Below are 16,663 nucleotides of genomic sequence, written 5' to 3' on the forward strand. Positions count from 1 at the left end.
CAGTAAATTACAAAATGGTCAGTGTGGCGTCAACGATAGCGCCGCCCGATGGTTGGATGGATCGGTGAGCACAGCCGGAACCAAGGGCGTCCCGCGTCCCGAACGCGAACAGCAGATTCTCGACGCGGCCGTGGCCGAGATCGGCCGCGTGGGGTACGCGGGCCTGTCGCTGGCCGATGTCGCCGCGCGGGCGGGAGTGTCCAAGCCGCTGGTCTACACCTATTTCCAGTCCAAGGACGGGCTCTACATCGCCTGCGTGCAGCGCGCGGCCACCGTGCTCTACGACGCGATCGAGGGCGCGATCACCGGTCCCGGCGGGCTGACCAAGGCCGAGCGCACCCTCGACGCGATCTTCGCCGCCCTCGAGCCGCGCCCGCACGACTGGACCGTGCTGTTCGATCGCTCGCACCCTGACGAGGGTCCGGCCGCCGAGGTCTCCCGGACCGCGCGCAGGCGGATCGCGGCGCAGGCGGCGCGCGGGGTCGCCGACGCGATCGGCGCCGTGGCCGTCACCGACCCGGTCGACCTGTCCGCGCTCACCGATGTCTGGATGGGCGCGGTGACCTCTCTGGTCCTGTGGTGGCTGCGGCACCCCGAGCAGACGGCGGCCGAGATGACCGCCCGCTGCCACCGCCTGCTCGGCGCGCTCCGTACCGTCCGCTGACCGTCAGGCGCTGATCGCGTCCTCGGGCAGCAGATCCGCCAGCAGCGGTGCCCATTCGTGGCGCCGGTGCGGGAAGCATCGGTCGAGCAGGTCCCGCATGATCGCCGGGGCGATGGAGGCGCCGGGGGAGGCGCCGAGCAGCCCGGCGACGGTGCCGTCGGCGCCGGTGACCAGCTCGGTCCCGAATTCGAGCACGCCGCCGTGGCGCGGATCGGGCTTCACCAGCTGCGCGCGCTGCCCGGCCTGGACCAGCTCCCAGTCGGCGGGATCGGCGGTCGGGTAGAACCGCTGGAGCTGCGCGAACTTGCGCGTCGGTGAGGCCAGCAGCTGCCCGATCAGGTAGCGCACCAGGCCGAGATCGCGCAGGCCCGCCGCGGCCATCGGCACGATATTGTGCGGCCGCAGCGTGGTGAACAGGTCGGTCAGCTTGCCGTGACGCAGCAGCCGGGTGCTGAAGGTGGCGTAGGGACCGAACAGCAGGGCGCCCCCGCCGTCGACTTCCCGCCGGTCCAGATGCGGCACCGACATCGGCGGCGCGCCCAGATCGGCCTGGCTGTAGACCTTGGCCCGGTGCTCGGCCACCACCGCCGGATTGTCGGTGCGCAGGAACTGCGCCCCCAGCGGGAACACCCCGTAGCCGCGCACCTCGGGCAGCTTCGCCCGCTGCAACAGTCGCAGCGCGTACCCGCCCGCGCCGACGAACACGAACCAGGCGCGCACGGTGAAGCGCCTGCCGCTGTCGAGATCGCGGCCGCGCACCGTCCACAGCCCGTCCTTGTCGCGGCGCAGCCCGGTGATCTCGCGCCGCAGCCGCACGGGATGACCCGCCTCGGTCATGGTGGCCAGCAGGGCTCGGGTGAGCGCGCCGAAATCGATATCGGTGCCCGCGAGGTGCCGGGTGGCGGCCATCGGCTCACCGTCGGCGCGCCCGCGCACCAGCAGCGGCGCCCACTCGGCGATCACCGCGCGGTCCTCGGTGTATTCGAGCCCGGCGAACGCGGGCAGCGCGCGCAAGGTCGCGTACCGCTGCCGCAGGTAGGCGATATCGCGCTCGCCGAAGACCACGGTGAGATGTGGGGTCGGGGTGAGGAACAGGGCGGGGTCCAGCGCGTCCCGGTGGGCCAGGGCGGACCAGAACCGGCGGGAGAGCGCGAACTGGTCGGAGATGGCCGCGGCCCGGGTGCCGTCGGCGGGGTCGGGCATGTAGTTCAGTTCGCACAGGCCCGCGTGCCCGGTGCCCGCGTTGTGCCACGGATGACTGCTCTCCGCGGCGGGCTCGCCGAGCCGCTCGAACAGCGCGATCGACCAGTCCGGCGCGAGGGTGCTCAGCAAGGCGCCGAGCGTGGCCGACATGATGCCGCCGCCGATCAGCACGGCATCGAGAACCTCGGCGTCCCCGGCGGTATCGCGCGGAGTGGGTGTCGTAGCGGTCATGATCGGAACCTCCCTGTGCGGTGTCCGACCATCCTCACGCCGCCCGGAGTCATCCGTCCAACACGGATTCAGGCGGGATATGATCCGGAAATGGATGATTCGGGCGAGCCGGGTGCCCAGGCGCTGGCCCCGCTGCTGGCCGCCTTCGACGCCGCGGCCACCGAGGGGCACTTCACCCGCGCGGCGGAGCGTCTCGGGGTGCCGCAGTCCTCGCTCAGCCGCCGGATCCGGGCGCTCGAACACGCCCTGGGCGTGGTGCTGTTCCAGCCGGTCGGACGCGGGGTCACCCTGACACCACAGGGCCGCGACCTGCACGAACGCACCCGCGGCGTGGTGCGCGCCCTCGACGACGCGGTGCGGCGGGTGCGCGCCGACGCCGACCCCGAGAGCGGACTGGTCCGCTTCGGCTTCCCGCTCACCCTGGGCCCGGTGAGTATCCCGTCGCTGCTCGCGCAGTTCCACACCCGCGCGCCCCGGGTGCGCCTGCACCTGGTGCAGGCCCACGGCGAGGAACTGGCCGACCAGGTCCGTGACGGCCGCCTGGACCTGGCGGTAATGATCCCGCCGCCGCCCGATCTGCCCTCGCTCGATCTGGGCCGCCAGCGCATCGCGCTGCACGTGGCCCGCACCCACCCCCTGGCCGCGCGCACCCGCGTCGACCTCGCCGAACTCGCCGACGCGGCCTTCATCGCCAACCCGCCCAGCTACCACCTGCGCACCCTGCTCGACACCTGGTGCGCCGCAGCCGGTTTCACGCCGCGCGTACTGTTCGAGATCACCGAGTTCGAGACGGTGCGCGCGCTGGTCGCCCTGGGGCTCGGGGTCGCGCTGCTGCCCGCGGCGGAGGTGCCGCAACCGGATCTGGCCGTCGTACCCATCGATGGCGAACGCGACCGCGAGATCGGCCTGGTCTCGGGAGACCATCGGCCGACACTCGCGGTCGCGCGGCTACGGGAATTCCTGATCGACCGCGGGGCGGCGATCAGTGGAGCGTGAGGATCAGTCCTGGGCGACACCGGCGTCGACGCCACGCGCGGCGAGCCACGGGTGCGGGTCGATCGGGGCGCCGTAGAGCGAGCCGTCCGGCACGTGCACCTCGTAGTGCAGGTGGGGGCCGGTCGAATTGCCGCGGTTACCGACGGTGGCGATGACGTCACCGGCGTTCACGTGCTGGCCGACCTGGACCAGGATCTCGTTGACGTGACCGAACACGCCGATGGTGCCGTCGTCCTGCTGGACCCGGACCCACAGGCCGAAGCCGGTGGCGGGACCGGTCTCGATGACGGTACCGTCGGTGACGGCGAAGATCGGCGCGCCGATCGGATCGCCGAAGTCGATGCCGTTGTGCGCGGTGCCCCAGCGGGCGCCGAAGTAGGAGGTCAGCCGGCCGTTCACCGGGCGGACGGTGTGCGGTCGCGGCGCGATGAACGGGATCTCCGGCAGCGCGACCTCGACCGCTTCGCGGTGCTCCTCCCACGCGATGGGCGCCGAAGCGGCCTCGCCCTGCGGGCCCTGGGCCTCGGCGGGGGTGTAGGAGGTGAAGCGGTAGGGCGACTGGCCCTGGGCGACGGCCTCGGTGCTGCTGGCCGCGATGGTGGTGGGGGACGGGGCCTCGGCGTCGCTGAAGGTGGCGACGGAGGTACCGACGAGTGCGGACAGAGCCACCGCACCCGCGACAACGCCTCCCCAGCGGCCGGCGAAGGCGTCGGAGACTCGAGCAGATAACGGGTTGGTCACGAACATGTCTCGAACGTATCGAAGCCGTGACCTCGGCGGCGAATCCTGTGGCTGCGATCACGAACCGCTATAACCCCAGTTGATCTATAACAGGGGTGTAACGAAAGTCCTACATTCGGATGACGACCGGGGGAAATGCCGCCGGAGCAAGATCATTGCCGGACCTGCGGAATCGGCGCACACTGATTCAGTGGACGCTAACGGAGTTCGGGCCATCACCGCCCTGTCCGACCCCACCCGGCGCGCGATCTTCGAGTCGCTGCCCTCGGGTGCGCGCTCGGTGGCCGAGCTCGCCGCCGCCACCGGGATCACCAGCTCGGCCGCCTCCCAGCACCTCAAGGTGCTGCGCGAAGCGCACCTGGTGGCCATGCGCCGCGACGGCAACCGGCACCTCTACTCGCTGGACCCGCGCGGGCTCAGCGACGCGCGCGACTATCTCGAGCAGTTCTGGCCCAGCGCGCTGGCCGCGCACGCCGCCGCGTTGCGCGACGCCACCGGCGGCTTCCCCGCTCAGCCCACCCGGCGGTAACGGGAGGACTTGGTCGACTCGGCCCAGTCCTGCTTGTCGAGCTGGGCGTCGACCGCGGCGAGCACCTCGGGGACGCCGATCCGCAGCAGGCCGGGGTCGGGCGTGCGGGCGTCCGGGTCGCCGACCTGGCCCGCCCAGAGCACCGCGTGCCTGCCCAGCAGATGCGCGGGCGGTCCGCCGCGGCGCGGCGGGGTGGGGCCGAACAGCAGCACAGTGCGGGTGCCGAAGGCGGTCGCCAGGTGCGCGACGCCGGTGTCGCCGCTGATCACCAGCGCGGCCTCGGCCACCGTGGCCGCCAGATCGGTGAGGTTCTGCCTGCCCGCCAGCACGCGATCGTCGGGCAGGCCCGCCTGTGCCGCCACCTCCATCGCGATCTCGCGTTCGAACGGGTCGCCGGTGAGGACCACGCCGCGGCCGAGGACCAGCAGGTGGCGCACCACCGCGGCGAAGCGCTCCGGCGGCCAGCGGCGCGCGGGCGCGCCCGCGCCGATGTGGACCACCACGCAGTCGCGGCGGCTGATCGAGGCCACCGGCGGGACCAGCCCGAGATTGCGGCGATCGGCGGCGATGCCCTCGAATTCGAGCAGCTTGCACCACCGGTCGACCACGTGCACCTCCGGATCCCAGCGGGGGCCCGCCAGTTTCGGCAGCTCGGGGGTGCGGTGGCCGATGATCCGCGCGGCGCCTGTGTCGGCCAGGGCCCGCGCGCTCGCGCCGTCGGGACCGTGCAGGTTCACCGCCAGCTCGGGGGCGGGGCCGTCCCAGATGAGGGCGGCCGGATCGGCGGTGGGGACCAGTTCGTCGACCGAGGAGATCAGGTCGACGATGCGCTCCAATCGATGGGGAGCAGCCAGGATGATCCGGCTGCGTGGTTCGGCCCGGCGCAGGGCACGCAGAGCCGGGACCGCGGCGAGCAGATCACCGAGGCCCCGAGCTTGCAGCACGAGTACAACCGACACTTCTTTGTCCTACCCGGCGACTGTGCGGACCAAACGTTCGTGCAGGTGTGGACGTGGCCGCCGTCACGGCGGTCGCGACACGATCACGGCGCCAGCTAATATCGGGAAAACCAGAGCGACCGGGCATAACATCTCGTCATGACGACAAATACCGTGCTGGAGAGCCCGATTGCGGCGCTGGCCAAGAAGACCTGGCAAACGATTCTGGTCACCGGCGTCCTCGCGGTGGTGCTGGGCATCATCATCCTGGTCTGGCCCGGTCCGTCGCTGCTCGTGGCGGGCGTGCTGTTCGGTATCTACATGGTGGTCAGCGGCATCTTCCAGCTGATCGCCGCCTTCACCCACCTGCCCAGCACCAGCTTCCGCGTGCTGTCCTTCATCTCCGGTGTGCTGTCGCTGATCATCGGTGTCTTCTGCTTCCGCGACGACATCACCTCGATCGTGCTGCTGGGCCTGTTCATCGGGATCGGCTGGCTGTTCCGCGGGGTCGCGATGCTGTTCGCGGCGATCGCCGACAAGGGCGTGCCCGGCCGCGGCTGGCAGATCTTCTACGGTCTGCTCAGTGCCATCGCCGGTGTGGTGCTGATCGTCTGGCCGATCAGCTCGGTGGCCACCCTGGTTCTGGTGGTCGGCATCTTCCTGATCATCATCGGCATCATGGAGATCATCACCGCCTTCGGCGTCCGCAAGGACGCGCACCTGCTGGACGCGCAGGTGTAGACGACCCGCCACGGAAAGTTCGTCGGAAACCGGCCGGTGCCTTCGGGCACCGGCCGGTGTCGTCTCTACTACGCTCGGCGTTCATGGATTTCGTTTATAACCTGGTGGTCGTCACCCACCTGCTCGGGATGGCCGCCGTGGTCGGTGGCTATGTCGCCGGGCGTCCCGCGGTCTCGGAACTGATGGTCTGGGGTGCGCGGGCCCAGCTGATCACCGGCATCGCGCTGGCCGGGCTGGCCTCCGCGATCGACTCGCTGGGCAAGGACCCGAACACCACCAAGCTCGCGGTGAAGCTCGCCATCGCGGTGGCGGTCTGCGCGTTCGCCGAGATCGCCCGGGCCGACGCCAAGCGCGGCGAGCGAGCCGACTGGATGACCGACGCCGCCGGTGGGCTGGCCATCCTCAATGTGCTCGTCGCCGTGCTCTGGGTCTGAGCGGCGGGAACCGGGTCAGTCCGCGGCGCGCGCCAGCTTCGCCAAAGCGACTGTGGCCGAACGGAGTTCGCCGATCTCGGTGAGCGGCTCGGCGTAGCCGACGCGGGTGCGCGCCACCCCGCGGGGCGTCTCCACGCGCAGCTGGAGGCCGTAGCGGTCGGCGCGTTCGCAGCTCGCCGCGGTGGCATCGGGGAACCCGCCCAGGTGCCGGGCCATCTCCAGCAGCGTGTCGGCGTGGTCGGCATTGAGGTGGGCGATGCCGGGGGCGGCCCGCGGCACGATCGGATCAGGTTGCGCGGCAAGGTATTCCGCCGCCGAGGCCGAATCCATCCGGCCGTAGCCGCCGACCCAGCGCACGCGCTGCACCCGCAGCACCCACAGGGTGAAATCGCTGTAGTCGATGTAGTATCGGGCCGCCGGGACCGCGGCCAGGTGCGCCGCGCGCGCCGCTTCGGCCTCGGCGCCCTCGGGACGTTCGACCACTCCGGCCAGGGTGATCCTGGTGCCCGCCAGCGGGTCCGCCGGGATGTCGGGGGTCACGATGGCGATGCTCGCGCGCGGGTCGGCGGCCAGATTGCGGCCGTGCTCGGCCATATGCGACACACTGAGCACCGGCGCTCCGTCGAGCAGGCCGTAGGTGATGAACGAGGCCCACGGTGCCCCGTCGGTGGTCAGGCTGGCCAGGGTGCCGATATTGGTCGCCGCCGCGATGGTGCGGGCCTCCTCGGCGGCCGAGGGGTGGGCCTCGTTGGCCAGGGGAGTGGTCGGCAGCGGGATGGCGGGTGCGTCGCCGGGGTCGCCGTGGTCGAGAGTCATGGCCACAGCGTATCCACCCGGGCCGCTCGGCGGGGGGTGCTCGACAGCCAGCTGCGCAGGGCCTGGTAGACGGCGTCGTGGTTGAGCAGGCTGAAGTGGTTGGCCGCTGGCACGTGCAGGCCGTTCACCCCGGCCAGCCCGATCCGCCGGGTCCGGCCGCGTCCCGAGCCGCTGCCCGCGAGCACCAGGCCGTCGCCGATCACCCGGCCCACCGGATGCCGGGGGCTGCGGGTGATGGTCGCGGTGACGAAGTAGTGGTCGGCGTGCGCGAGCAGCGGCACCTCCTGCACGGCCCGGGCGCGCAGGGTGTCGACGTCGAGATCGCGCCAGTCCTCGTCGACGAGCGAGCCCTGCCGCAGATCGCGGATGCCCGCGCTGCGCCTGCGCAGCAGCGCGCCCAGCGGCCGGGTCTCGGGCAGCAGGTCGAAGGCCGCGGCGGCGTAGTGGACGATCTGTTCCAGCGGGGCACCCAGGTGCGGCGAGCCGAGGCAGACCACCTGCCGCACCGCGCGCACCCAGTCCGCGTCCTGCCGCTCGGCCAGATGGCACGCGCCCCGGGCGACGAGTCCGCCCATCGAATGCCCGATCAGGCAGATCTCGTGCACCGGCAGCGGCCAGCTCGCCACCAGCCGTTCCAGCAGCGCGGCCAGCTGGGCGGCGTTCTCGGAGATGTGCAGGCCGGTGTTGTAGCGCAGGTACACCGGGGTGTAGCCGAGCTCCTGCTCGAGCAGCTCGCCGTAGTCGGGCCCGCCGCCGAGCCGCCAGGCGTGTTCGGTCTCGACCAGGCCGTGGACCAGGACCACCAGCCGCGAGGTGGGCACCGTGGTGTGGGCGGGCAGCTGCTCGGGTGGCACCGGGGCGCCGTCGACGCGAATGGTCATGGGGGAGGCCAGGATCGGGGCCTGGTCCTCGAGCGCGTCACCGATGAGGCCCTGTAGCGCGGCCAGCACACCCGCGCCCCAGACAGTCCGCGAGGGCGCGGGCACCCCGGGCACCTGCACCGCGCTCGCCACCTCACCCACCACGAAGCCGGTGCCACCGACCACCGCGTACACGCTGTCGGTGATCGCGTCGTGCACGACCTTCACCGGATCGGCGGCCACGCCCACCCCGGTGCGCACCGCCGCGAAGACGCGATCGGAGATGGCCCGGTGGATGGCCGCGATCCCGTCGACCGCGCCGACGAATTCGTCACCGGCCAGCCGGGTGAGGGCCTGTACTTCGGCCTGGGATTGGGGGAGCTGCTCCGTCACGGGTTTGAGAGTACAACTGTGCACTGAAAAAGGGGCAGTTCGGTCCGTTTCTGAGAGTAGTCACAATCATCATGGTGATACGCAGATATGCGCATCGAAATATATATGCGACCGAGAAGTCAAAAGCCGAAAATCGGCAAGGACGGCCGGGGGTGGCCGCCCTTGCCGCGCAGGGGATTACACGTGGTGGACGATGGCGTACCACAGCGCTCCGCACGCCCCGGCCACGAACAGCGGGGACAGCACCCACGTTTCGACGCGATTGCCGGTCCGCTCGATGACGGGAATCCGGGTGCGGAAGGGGAAGGGCCACAGCAGACGGCAGCCGCGGTCGGTGAGACAGTCACCGAGCAGATGGGCCAGACAGCCCAGGCCGACGCAGATCGGCAGCCAGGCGGGCCGGTCGACGATCCAGTGGTCGACGGCGAAGGTGCCCGCCGAGGCCAGCACGATGACGGTGCCGTAGGTGCGCAGGCTCTTCCCGGGCGGGCACAGGTGCAGGGACCGCACGGCCAGCGCCAGCAGGAAGAAGACCAGGCTCAGGGTGAACGGACGGCCGAGCCAGTGCTCCCCGGCCCAGGTGGCCGCGACGGCGGCGACCACGAACAGCAGCGAATGGGTACCGTGCCGGTGTCCGCCGGAGGCCCAGGAGATGAAGCGGCACAGGTGATGGGTCACCGGACCGAGGACGTGCGAGATCGTTCCGCTCGGATGATCGGCGTCCGGCAGCAGGGCCGCGCCCGCGGTGAGCAGCGTGCCCATGATGAGCTCGGCGATCCCGAATCGGGTTGTGTCGCTGTCGAACAGGGGGAAAGCGGCGACGGTGAGCGGCAGCGCCGCGGCGGTCGCCGCCCAGGCCAGCGCCCCGCTCGTCGCGTGTGAATGTCCAAGCACCCCTGAACGTTAGAGGACCTCACTATCCGGGCGCATATGCCCAGGACCGCGGTTCCGCGCACCCTCGAGCCGAAAGGTTGCGGGGCCGCGGCGGCGCTGGTTGCATCGGCCGGGTGACCGAAACCATCGACGTACCCCGCATCGTGCACGCCTCCCGGGAGGTCGCGGCGAGCGCCGCCGCGATCTTCGAACTGATCGCCGACCCGGCCCAGCAACCGCGCTGGGACGGTAACGACAACCTCGCCGAGGCGGTATCGGGCCAGCGGGTCCGCGCCACCGGTGCCGTGTTCACCACCACGCTCACCAACGGGGCCGACCGGGACAACCACATCGTGGAGTTCGAGGAGGGCAGGCGCATCGCGTGGAACCCGTCCGAGCGCGGTAAGACCCCGCCCGGGCATCTGTGGCGCTGGGAGCTCGAGCCGATCGACGACACCCACACCCGGGTGACCCACACCTACGACTGGACCGAGCTGCGCGACGAGCTGCGCCAGGTGCGCGCCAAGGCCACCACCGCCGACAAGCTCCAGGCCTCGGTGGACCGCCTCGCGGCGCTGGCGGAATCCGGCGCCTGACGCCTTTCCCGCAGCGAAACACCCTGTGACTCCGGCAGAGTCACAGGGTGTTTCGCTGTCAGCGGACGATCAGGCCAGATCGAACCGGTCCAGCTCGCTCACCTTGGTCCACGCGGCGACGAAGTCGTGCACGAACTTCTCCTTCGCGTCGTCGGTGGCGTAGGCCTCGGCCACGGCCCGCAGCTGTGAGTTCGAGCCGAACACCAGGTCGACCCGGCTGCCGGTCCAGGTGACCGCACCGGTGGCGCGATCCTTGCCCTCGAAGACGTTCTCGTCGCCGGGCGAGGGCGCCCAGGCGGTGCCCATGTCCAGCAGGTTGACGAAGAAGTCGTTGGTGAGCGTGCCCGGCCGGTCGGTGAACACACCCAGCGGCGACTGCTGGTAGTTCGCGCCCAGCACTCGCAGACCGCCGATGAGCACGGTCATCTCCGGCGCGCTCAGGGTGAGCAGGTTCGCCTTGTCGATCAGCAGGTACTCCGCCGGGATCTGCGCGTCCTTGGCGAGGTAGTTGCGGAACCCGTCGGCGGTGGTCTCCAGGGCGGCGAACGACTCGATGTCGGTCTGCTCCTGGGTGGCGTCGGTGCGACCCGGCGTGAAGGGCACCGTCACCGGGAAACCGGCGGCCTGCGCGGCCTGCTCGACACCGACCGCGCCACCGAGCACGACCAGATCGGCGAAGGATACCTGCGCCCCACCGGCCGCGTTGAAGGTCTCCTGGATGCCCTCGAGCACCCGGATCACCTGCGCGAGCTCGTCGGGCTGGTTGACCTCCCAGCCCGCCTGCGGCTGCAGCCGGATCCGGCCGCCGTTGGCGCCGCCGCGCTTGTCGCTGCCGCGGAACGAGGACGCCGCGGCCCAGGCGGTGGTGACCAGCTGGGCGACGGTCAGCCCGGCGGCCTGGATCTGGCCCTTGAGCGCAGCGATGTCGCTGTCGGCGACGAGTTCCCCGGTGCGCGCGGGGATCGGGTCCTGCCAGAGCAGTTCCTCCGACGGCACCAGCGGGCCGAGGTAGCGGGCGACCGGGCCCATGTCGCGGTGGGTGAGCTTGTACCAGGCGCGCGCGAAGGCGTCGGCGAACTCGGCCGGGTTCTCGAGCCAGCGGCGGGTGATCGGCCCGTAGATCGGGTCGACCCGCAGCGACAGGTCGGTGGTGAGCATGACCGGGGTCTGCTTCTTGTCCGCGTCGAACGGGTCGGGCACGGTCCCGGCCCCGGCGCCGTCCTTCGGCACCCACTGGTGCGCCCCGGCCGGGCTCTTGCTGAGCTCCCACTCGTAGCCGTAGAGGGTTTCGAGGAAGCTGTTGTCCCAGGCGGTCGGGGTGGGCGTCCAGATGCCCTCCAGGCCGGAGGTGATCGCGTCCGCGCCGACGCCGGTGCGGTAGCCGCTCTTCCAGCCCAGACCCTGCTCCTCGAGCGGGGCGCCCTCGGGTTCGGGGCCGACGTGGTCGGCCGGACCGGCGCCGTGGGTCTTGCCGAAGGTGTGGCCACCGGCGATGAGCGCGGCGGTCTCCTCGTCGTTCATCGCCATCCGGGCGAAGGTCTCGCGGATGTCGATGGCGGCGGCGATCGGGTCCGGATTGCCGTTGGGGCCTTCGGGATTGACGTAGATCAGGCCCATCTGCACCGCCGCGAGCGGGCGTTCCAGATTGCGCGGCCCGGTGTAGCGCTCGTCGCCGAGCCAGGTGCGCTCGGGACCCCAGTAGACGTCCTCCTCCGGCTCCCAGGCGTCCACGCGGCCGCCGCCGAAGCCGAAGGTCTCGAAGCCCATCGACTCGAGCGCCACATTGCCCGCGTAGACGATGAGGTCGGCCCAGGACAGCTTGCGGCCGTACTTCTGCTTCACCGGCCACAGCAGCCGACGTGCCTTGTCCAGGCTGGCGTTGTCGGGCCAGCTGTTGAGCGGGGCGAAGCGCTGCAGGCCCGCGCCCGCGCCGCCGCGGCCGTCGCCCACGCGGTAGGTGCCCGCCGAGTGCCAGGCCATCCGGATGAACAGCGGGCCGTAGTGGCCGAAGTCGGCGGGCCACCAGGGCTGCGAGGTCGTCATGACCTGTTCGATATCGGCCTTGACCTCGGCCAGATCGAGGGTGGCGAACTCGGCGGCGTAATCGAAGTCCGCGCCGAACGGGTTGGCCACCGGCGGGTTCTTCTGCAGGATCGAGAGGTTGAGCTGATGCGGCCACCAGTCGGCATTGCTGCCGCGGGTGTCCGCGGCTGCGAAGGGACGGTGCGACGCTACGGGGCAACCACTTTCACCCGGTTCCGTGTTGGCTTCCGCGATGGGTGGGTGTTCCTCGGGCACGGTGATTCCTTTCAGGACGGTGATCGTGATGACGAGCAATCGGGGCACAGGCCCCAATAGATGACCTCGGCCTCGTCGATGACGAAACCCTGGTCATCGGGCGCCGTCAGGCAGGGCGCATCGCCGACCGCACAGTCGATATCGACGATCACGCCACAGGATCGGCACACCAGGTGATGATGGTTGTCACCGACACGGGTCTCGTATCGGGCGACGGTGCCCATGGGCTGGATCCGCCGGAGCAGGCCCGCGTCGGTGAGGACCCGCAGCACGTCGTAGACGGCCTGCTGGCTCACCGTGCCGAGGGATTCCCTGACCCGGCCGATGATCACGTCGGTTTCGGCATGGGGCTGGTGATGCACCGCGGTGAGCACCGCAAGGCGCGGCGCGGTGACGCGGAGCGAGGCCGCGCGGAGCATCTGCTCGAATTCCGACTTACTGGACACGTTCCAGATTATGACTCATTCCAGATGAGAAGGGAAGGCTTTCGGGCGACGAGTTGTGTCCGCAATCTGCGCCCCGGCCGCGCGGGGCCGCTATCCTGCCGGAGTCCGTTCCTCGAACAAAGGTTGGTTTCACGGTGAATGCGGTGGTCGATGCACCCGATATCGCGTCGAAGGTAGGGCACTACTACCGGATGGACGGCACCTACGAGGTGGGCCGGGAGAAGGTCCGCGAATACGCCAGGGCGGTCCAGGACTACCACCCGGCGCACTGGGACGAGGACGCCGCCGCCGCGCTCGGGTACAAGGGCCTGGTCGCGCCGCTGACCTTCGTCTCCATCCCGGCCATGGCCGCCAACCGGAAGCTGTTCGAGACGGTCGTGGTCGGCTACGACACCTTCGTGCAGACCGAGCAGGTCTTCGAGCAGCACAAGCCGATCGTCGCCGGGGACCGGCTGATCACCGACGTGGAGCTGTCCTCGGTGCGCCGGATCGCGGGCAAGGACCTGATCACGGTCACCAACACCTTCACCGACGAACTCGGCGAGACCGTGCACGTCATGCACACCACGGTCGTCGGCGTCACCGGCGAGGAGGTGGACCCGGCGATCACCACCGCGGTGGAGAACATCATGGTGCACGGGGTGAGCATGTTCGGCCGCGCGGCCGAGCCCGTCGACGACGGCGGGGAGGTGCCGCGCCGTCCCGAGGGCGAGCTGCGGCTGTCCACGGCCGGGTCGACCCGCGCCCCCGGCACCACGCTCTCGTTCGACGACCTCGAGGTCGGCACCGAGGTGACGCTGCGCGACGCCAAGCTCACCCGGGGCGACCTGGTGAACTACGCGGGTGTCTCCGGCGACAACAACCCCATCCACTGGGACGAGCGGGTGGCCGGGCTGGCCGGGCTGCCCGACATCATCGCCCACGGCATGCTCACCATGGGCCTGGGCGCCGGGTTCCTCTCGTCCTGGTCGGGCGACCCGGGCGCGGTCACCCGCTACGGCGTGCGGCTGTCGAACTACACCGTCGTCGACCGCGCGGCGGGCGGTCAGGTGGAGTACACCGGCAAGGTGAAGTCCCTCGATCCCGAGAACCGCAGCGCGGTCATCCTGATCGTGGCCAAGTCCGGTGGTCGCAAGATCTACGGTCTCGCCACCGCCGACATCCGCTTCCGCTGAGCCGTCCGGCGCCCGGGTTCAGCCCGCGGCGGCGGTGGCAGCCGTTGCCGCGGTGCCGGATCCGGGCGTCACCGGGAGTACCCGCACGCGGGTGCTGTTGACCGCGGCCGCGCCGCTGAACACATCGGTGCGGCCCGGGTCGTGCAGCAGGTTGACATTCGCGCCGCCGTGCGCGGCCGCGACCGTCCAGCCGACGCCGGGTTCGCGATGGCCCCAGCCGTGCGGGATCGCCACGACCCCGGCGCGGATGTCGGTGCTGAGCTCCACCGGCACCACGATGGTGCCCGCCGGGGATTCGACAGTGGCCGGGGCGCCGTCGGCCAGACCGCGCGCGGCCGCGTCGTCGGGGTGCATGAGCACGGTGCAGCGGTCGCGGCCCTTGACCATGGTCTCGATATTGTGCAACCAGGAGTTGTTGCTGCGCAGGTGCCGTCGGCCGATGAGCTGCAGGTCGTAGCCGTCGGCGGGGGTGTCGGCGGTGTCGACGGCCTGGCGGGCGGCGGTGAGGAAGTCCGCCGGTGCCAGCCGGACCTTGCGGTCGCTGGTGCCGATGAGCTGGCGTAGCCGGGGCCGGCGCGGGCCGAGGTCGATGCCGCCGGGCGTGCGGCGGATCTTGCCGACGGTCAACCCGTCGCGGCCGCGCCGCAGGATGCCGTACGGGCCGGTGGCTATGGCGGCCGCGGTCAGCCGCGCGGGGCTCAGCTGCTCGAACACGCCGGTGAGCGCGCGGCCGGTGACGCGCCGGGCGGGCAGCGGAACCAGTTCGGTGATCAGACGCGCCAGGATCTGCCAGTCCTCGAGTCCGTCGGCCGGTGGCTCGAAGACCCGCGCGTCGTAGCGGATGTTGTTGCGGACGCTGAACACCGGGAACACCAGATTGAGTTCCTCGCGTTCGAGCGCGGAGATGGGCGGCAGCACGATATCGGCGTGCCGGGTGGTCTCGGTGAGGTACATGTCGACGGCGACATAGAAGTCCAGCGAGGCCAGCGCCTCGTCGAGCCGCCCGCCCTGCGGCGTCGACAGCACCGGGTTGCCCGCGTAGGTGATCATCGCCCGGATCCGGCCGGGGCCGTCGGTGAGGATCTCCTCGGCCATGACCGCTGCGGGCAGTTCGGTGCGGAAGGACTTGTGCTTGCCGGAGCGGTCGGTCCACGCGCCGTAGCCCATCGGCAGGTATTTGCCGAAGCGGGCGGCGTCGACGGGCGGGGTGGCGAACATCTGGCCACCCGCGCGATCGAGATTGCCGGTGACGGCATTGATCGTGTTCACCAGCCAGTGGGTGAGCGTGCCGGTGGTCTGCAGACACACGCCGAGCCGCGCGTAGAGCACCGCCGATGGTGCCGCGGCGTGGTCGCGGGCCAGCCCGCGGATGGTCTCGGCGTCGACCCCGGCGTGCGGTGCCATCCGCTCCGGGGTGGTGTCGGCGACCAGCGCGGTGATCTCGTCCCAGCCCGAGCACTGGGCCCGCACCGCCCGTTCGTCACAGAGCCCCTCGGTGACCAGCACGTGCAGCATCCCCAGCAGCAGGTACAGGTCGCCGCCGGGTCGCACGGCCACGTGCTCGTCGGCCAGCCGGGCGGTCTCGGTGCGCCGCGGATCGATGACCACCACCGTGCCGCCGCGTGTGCGTACCTCCCGGATGCGCCGCTTGGCATCGGGCATGGTGGTGATGGACCCGTTGGACACCGCCGGGTTGGCGCCGAGCACCACCAGCCGGTCGGTGCGGTCGATATCGGTGACCGGCATGAGCACATTGGCGCCGAACATCCGCCACGCCACGAACTCCTGCGGGAACTGGTCCATCGAGGAGGCGGAGAAGAAGTTCCTGGTGAGCAGGGCGGCGCGCAGCGCGGCGCCGTAGATCACCGAGGAGCTGTGCGCGGCCGGATTGCCCATGTACATGCCGATGGCGCTGGGCCCGTGGGCGGCGCGCACGGCCCGCAGCCGCTGCCCGATCTCGCGGAAGGCCTCGTCCCAGCCGATCGGCTCGAAGCCGTCGCCGACCCGGCGCATCGGGGTGCGCAGCCGATCGGGATCGTGGTGCAGCCCGCCCATCGCGGTCGCCTTGGGGCAGATGTAGCCCCGCGACAGCACGTCGTCGGGATTGCCCTCGATGCGGGTGACCCGCGTGTCCTCGACCGTGACCAGAATCCCGCAGTGCGCCTCGCACAGGCTGCATTGCCGCGCGATCGTCGTGCTGTCCACCGTATTTCCCCACTTCCGCCGGAACCGCTGGTCTCACGCTAACCCGGCGCGGCACGCCGCAGATCCGTCCACGGTCGGATCTTTCCCCAGCGGTACGGTGAGCCCGGGTAACGATCCCCGGGTCGGTCCCGACACCCCAGCGAACCGTTTTCCGCCCGAGTGAGGAGCAGAAATGTCGTGTTCTCCCGTCCGCGGCGGGCTGGTCGCCGCCGCGATCACCGCTGCCGCCGTCACCGGTCTCGCGCCCGTGGCCGCCGCGCAGCCGACCTACTACGACCCCGTCATCACCCCGTGTAGTCATCTGTTCCGCACACCGCTGGAGCTGCCGCGCCCGGGCACCGATGTCTACTGGAGCCCGTTCGGCACCGGCGGCATCGTCTGCTACGACGACGGCACCGGCATGGAGAACTACTACCAGCGCGACCCGTGGGGCCGCTGGCACGACATGAACGAGCTCGCCCCCGGCCACTTCTTCTACGTCGTCTTCGACTCGACCGTGCCCGATCAGGCCACCTGGGGCTGAG

Annotated in this window: 17 protein-coding genes; 8 read left to right on the top strand and 9 right to left on the bottom strand. The window is 70.8% G+C overall.

What is annotated here, in order from left to right; translation table 11 throughout:
• Positions 1–64 precede the first annotated feature (64 nt).
• On the top strand, positions 65–664 hold the full coding sequence (locus WA675_RS17310) for a TetR/AcrR family transcriptional regulator (protein WP_336085597.1): 600 nt from the start codon (positions 65–67) through the stop codon (positions 662–664).
• Between the two features lie 3 nt (positions 665–667).
• Here WA675_RS17310 and mqo read toward each other — a convergent pair whose 3' ends face one another.
• On the bottom strand, positions 668–2,098 hold the full coding sequence (gene mqo / locus WA675_RS17315) for a malate dehydrogenase (quinone) (RefSeq protein ID WP_336085598.1): 1,431 nt from the start codon (positions 2,096–2,098) through the stop codon (positions 668–670).
• 90 nt (positions 2,099–2,188) lie between these two features.
• Between mqo and WA675_RS17320 the strand changes: the two genes are divergently transcribed.
• The gene (locus WA675_RS17320) at positions 2,189–3,094 is read left to right on the top strand and encodes a LysR family transcriptional regulator (protein WP_336085599.1); all 906 of its coding nucleotides are present in this window, start codon (positions 2,189–2,191) and stop codon (positions 3,092–3,094) included.
• 3 nt (positions 3,095–3,097) lie between these two features.
• On the opposite strand, the gene WA675_RS17325 is transcribed toward WA675_RS17320, so the two are convergent.
• Positions 3,098–3,757, bottom strand: a complete 660-nt coding sequence (locus WA675_RS17325) for a M23 family metallopeptidase (protein ID WP_442945650.1) — start codon at positions 3,755–3,757, stop codon at positions 3,098–3,100.
• A gap of 268 nt (positions 3,758–4,025) precedes the next feature.
• Between WA675_RS17325 and WA675_RS17330 the strand changes: the two genes are divergently transcribed.
• A complete protein-coding gene (locus WA675_RS17330; protein ID WP_336085601.1) occupies positions 4,026–4,364 on the top strand; it encodes an ArsR/SmtB family transcription factor in 339 nt (112 codons plus the stop codon).
• On the opposite strand, the gene WA675_RS17335 is transcribed toward WA675_RS17330, so the two are convergent.
• On the bottom strand, positions 4,346–5,323 hold the full coding sequence (locus WA675_RS17335) for a glycosyltransferase family 9 protein (RefSeq protein WP_336085602.1): 978 nt from the start codon (positions 5,321–5,323) through the stop codon (positions 4,346–4,348). The genes WA675_RS17330 and WA675_RS17335 overlap by 19 nt on opposite strands.
• A 138-nt stretch (positions 5,324–5,461) precedes the next feature.
• Here WA675_RS17335 and WA675_RS17340 point away from each other — a divergent pair, with 138 nt between their 5' ends.
• Positions 5,462–6,043, top strand: coding sequence for an HdeD family acid-resistance protein (locus WA675_RS17340; RefSeq protein ID WP_336085603.1), 582 nt, complete (start codon positions 5,462–5,464; stop codon positions 6,041–6,043).
• Between the two features lie 83 nt (positions 6,044–6,126).
• On the top strand, positions 6,127–6,477 hold the full coding sequence (locus WA675_RS17345; protein ID WP_336085604.1) for a hypothetical protein: 351 nt from the start codon (positions 6,127–6,129) through the stop codon (positions 6,475–6,477).
• A gap of 15 nt (positions 6,478–6,492) precedes the next feature.
• On the opposite strand, the gene WA675_RS17350 is transcribed toward WA675_RS17345, so the two are convergent.
• From WA675_RS17350 to WA675_RS17360, 3 genes are all read right to left on the bottom strand, one after another.
• A complete protein-coding gene (locus WA675_RS17350) occupies positions 6,493–7,293 on the bottom strand; it encodes a HugZ family pyridoxamine 5'-phosphate oxidase (RefSeq protein WP_336085605.1) in 801 nt (266 codons plus the stop codon).
• A complete protein-coding gene (locus WA675_RS17355; protein WP_336085606.1) occupies positions 7,290–8,546 on the bottom strand; it encodes an esterase/lipase family protein in 1,257 nt (418 codons plus the stop codon). The genes WA675_RS17350 and WA675_RS17355 overlap by 4 nt, the downstream gene beginning before the upstream one ends.
• 177 nt (positions 8,547–8,723) lie before the next feature.
• A complete protein-coding gene (locus tag WA675_RS17360; protein ID WP_336085607.1) occupies positions 8,724–9,440 on the bottom strand; it encodes a metal-dependent hydrolase in 717 nt (238 codons plus the stop codon).
• A 113-nt stretch (positions 9,441–9,553) separates the two neighbouring features.
• Here WA675_RS17360 and WA675_RS17365 point away from each other — a divergent pair, with 113 nt between their 5' ends.
• Positions 9,554–10,015, top strand: a complete 462-nt coding sequence (locus tag WA675_RS17365) for an SRPBCC family protein (protein ID WP_336085608.1) — start codon at positions 9,554–9,556, stop codon at positions 10,013–10,015.
• 69 nt (positions 10,016–10,084) lie between these two features.
• Here WA675_RS17365 and katG read toward each other — a convergent pair whose 3' ends face one another.
• Positions 10,085–12,313, bottom strand: a complete 2,229-nt coding sequence (gene katG, locus WA675_RS17370) for a catalase/peroxidase HPI (protein ID WP_336085609.1) — start codon at positions 12,311–12,313, stop codon at positions 10,085–10,087.
• A gap of 11 nt (positions 12,314–12,324) precedes the next feature.
• The gene (locus tag WA675_RS17375) at positions 12,325–12,732 is read right to left on the bottom strand and encodes a Fur family transcriptional regulator (protein WP_442945651.1); all 408 of its coding nucleotides are present in this window, start codon (positions 12,730–12,732) and stop codon (positions 12,325–12,327) included.
• Between the two features lie 218 nt (positions 12,733–12,950).
• On the opposite strand from WA675_RS17375, the gene WA675_RS17380 reads away from it, so the two are divergent.
• Positions 12,951–13,934, top strand: a complete 984-nt coding sequence (locus tag WA675_RS17380; RefSeq protein ID WP_442945652.1) for a fused (3R)-hydroxyacyl-ACP dehydratase subunits HadA/HadB — start codon at positions 12,951–12,953, stop codon at positions 13,932–13,934.
• Between the two features lie 18 nt (positions 13,935–13,952).
• Here the strand turns inward: WA675_RS17380 and WA675_RS17385 are convergent, their stop codons facing one another.
• Positions 13,953–16,139 (bottom strand): molybdopterin-dependent oxidoreductase, encoded by a 2,187-nt coding sequence (locus WA675_RS17385; protein ID WP_336085613.1) that lies wholly within the window; start codon positions 16,137–16,139, stop codon positions 13,953–13,955.
• A 172-nt stretch (positions 16,140–16,311) separates the two neighbouring features.
• Between WA675_RS17385 and WA675_RS17390 the strand changes: the two genes are divergently transcribed.
• Positions 16,312–16,662: a hypothetical protein gene (locus tag WA675_RS17390; protein WP_336085614.1), complete on the top strand. Its 351-nt coding sequence runs from the start codon at positions 16,312–16,314 to the stop codon at positions 16,660–16,662.
• Position 16,663 lies beyond the last annotated feature (1 nt).

This window comes from Nocardia sp. SSK8 (assembly GCF_037034205.1).
Lineage (GTDB): Bacteria > Actinomycetota > Actinomycetes > Mycobacteriales > Mycobacteriaceae > Nocardia.

What these genes read in the sequence shown, in the direction of transcription:
- WA675_RS17320 (WP_336085599.1), top strand. Translation starts at nt 2,189, where the DNA reads ATGGATGATTCGGGCGAGCCGGGTGCCCAGGCGCTGGCCCCGCTGCTG.
- WA675_RS17345 (WP_336085604.1), top strand. Translation starts at nt 6,127, where the DNA reads ATGGATTTCGTTTATAACCTGGTGGTCGTCACCCACCTGCTCGGGATG.
- WA675_RS17390 (WP_336085614.1), top strand. Translation starts at nt 16,312, where the DNA reads ATGTCGTGTTCTCCCGTCCGCGGCGGGCTGGTCGCCGCCGCGATCACC.
- WA675_RS17380 (WP_442945652.1), top strand. Translation starts at nt 12,951, where the DNA reads ATGGACGGCACCTACGAGGTGGGCCGGGAGAAGGTCCGCGAATACGCC.
- WA675_RS17350 (WP_336085605.1), bottom strand. Translation starts at nt 7,293, where the DNA reads ATGACTCTCGACCACGGCGACCCCGGCGACGCACCCGCCATCCCGCTG.
- mqo (WP_336085598.1), bottom strand. Translation starts at nt 2,098, where the DNA reads ATGACCGCTACGACACCCACTCCGCGCGATACCGCCGGGGACGCCGAG.
- WA675_RS17340 (WP_336085603.1), top strand. Translation starts at nt 5,462, where the DNA reads ATGACGACAAATACCGTGCTGGAGAGCCCGATTGCGGCGCTGGCCAAG.
- WA675_RS17375 (WP_442945651.1), bottom strand. Translation starts at nt 12,732, where the DNA reads ATGCTCCGCGCGGCCTCGCTCCGCGTCACCGCGCCGCGCCTTGCGGTG.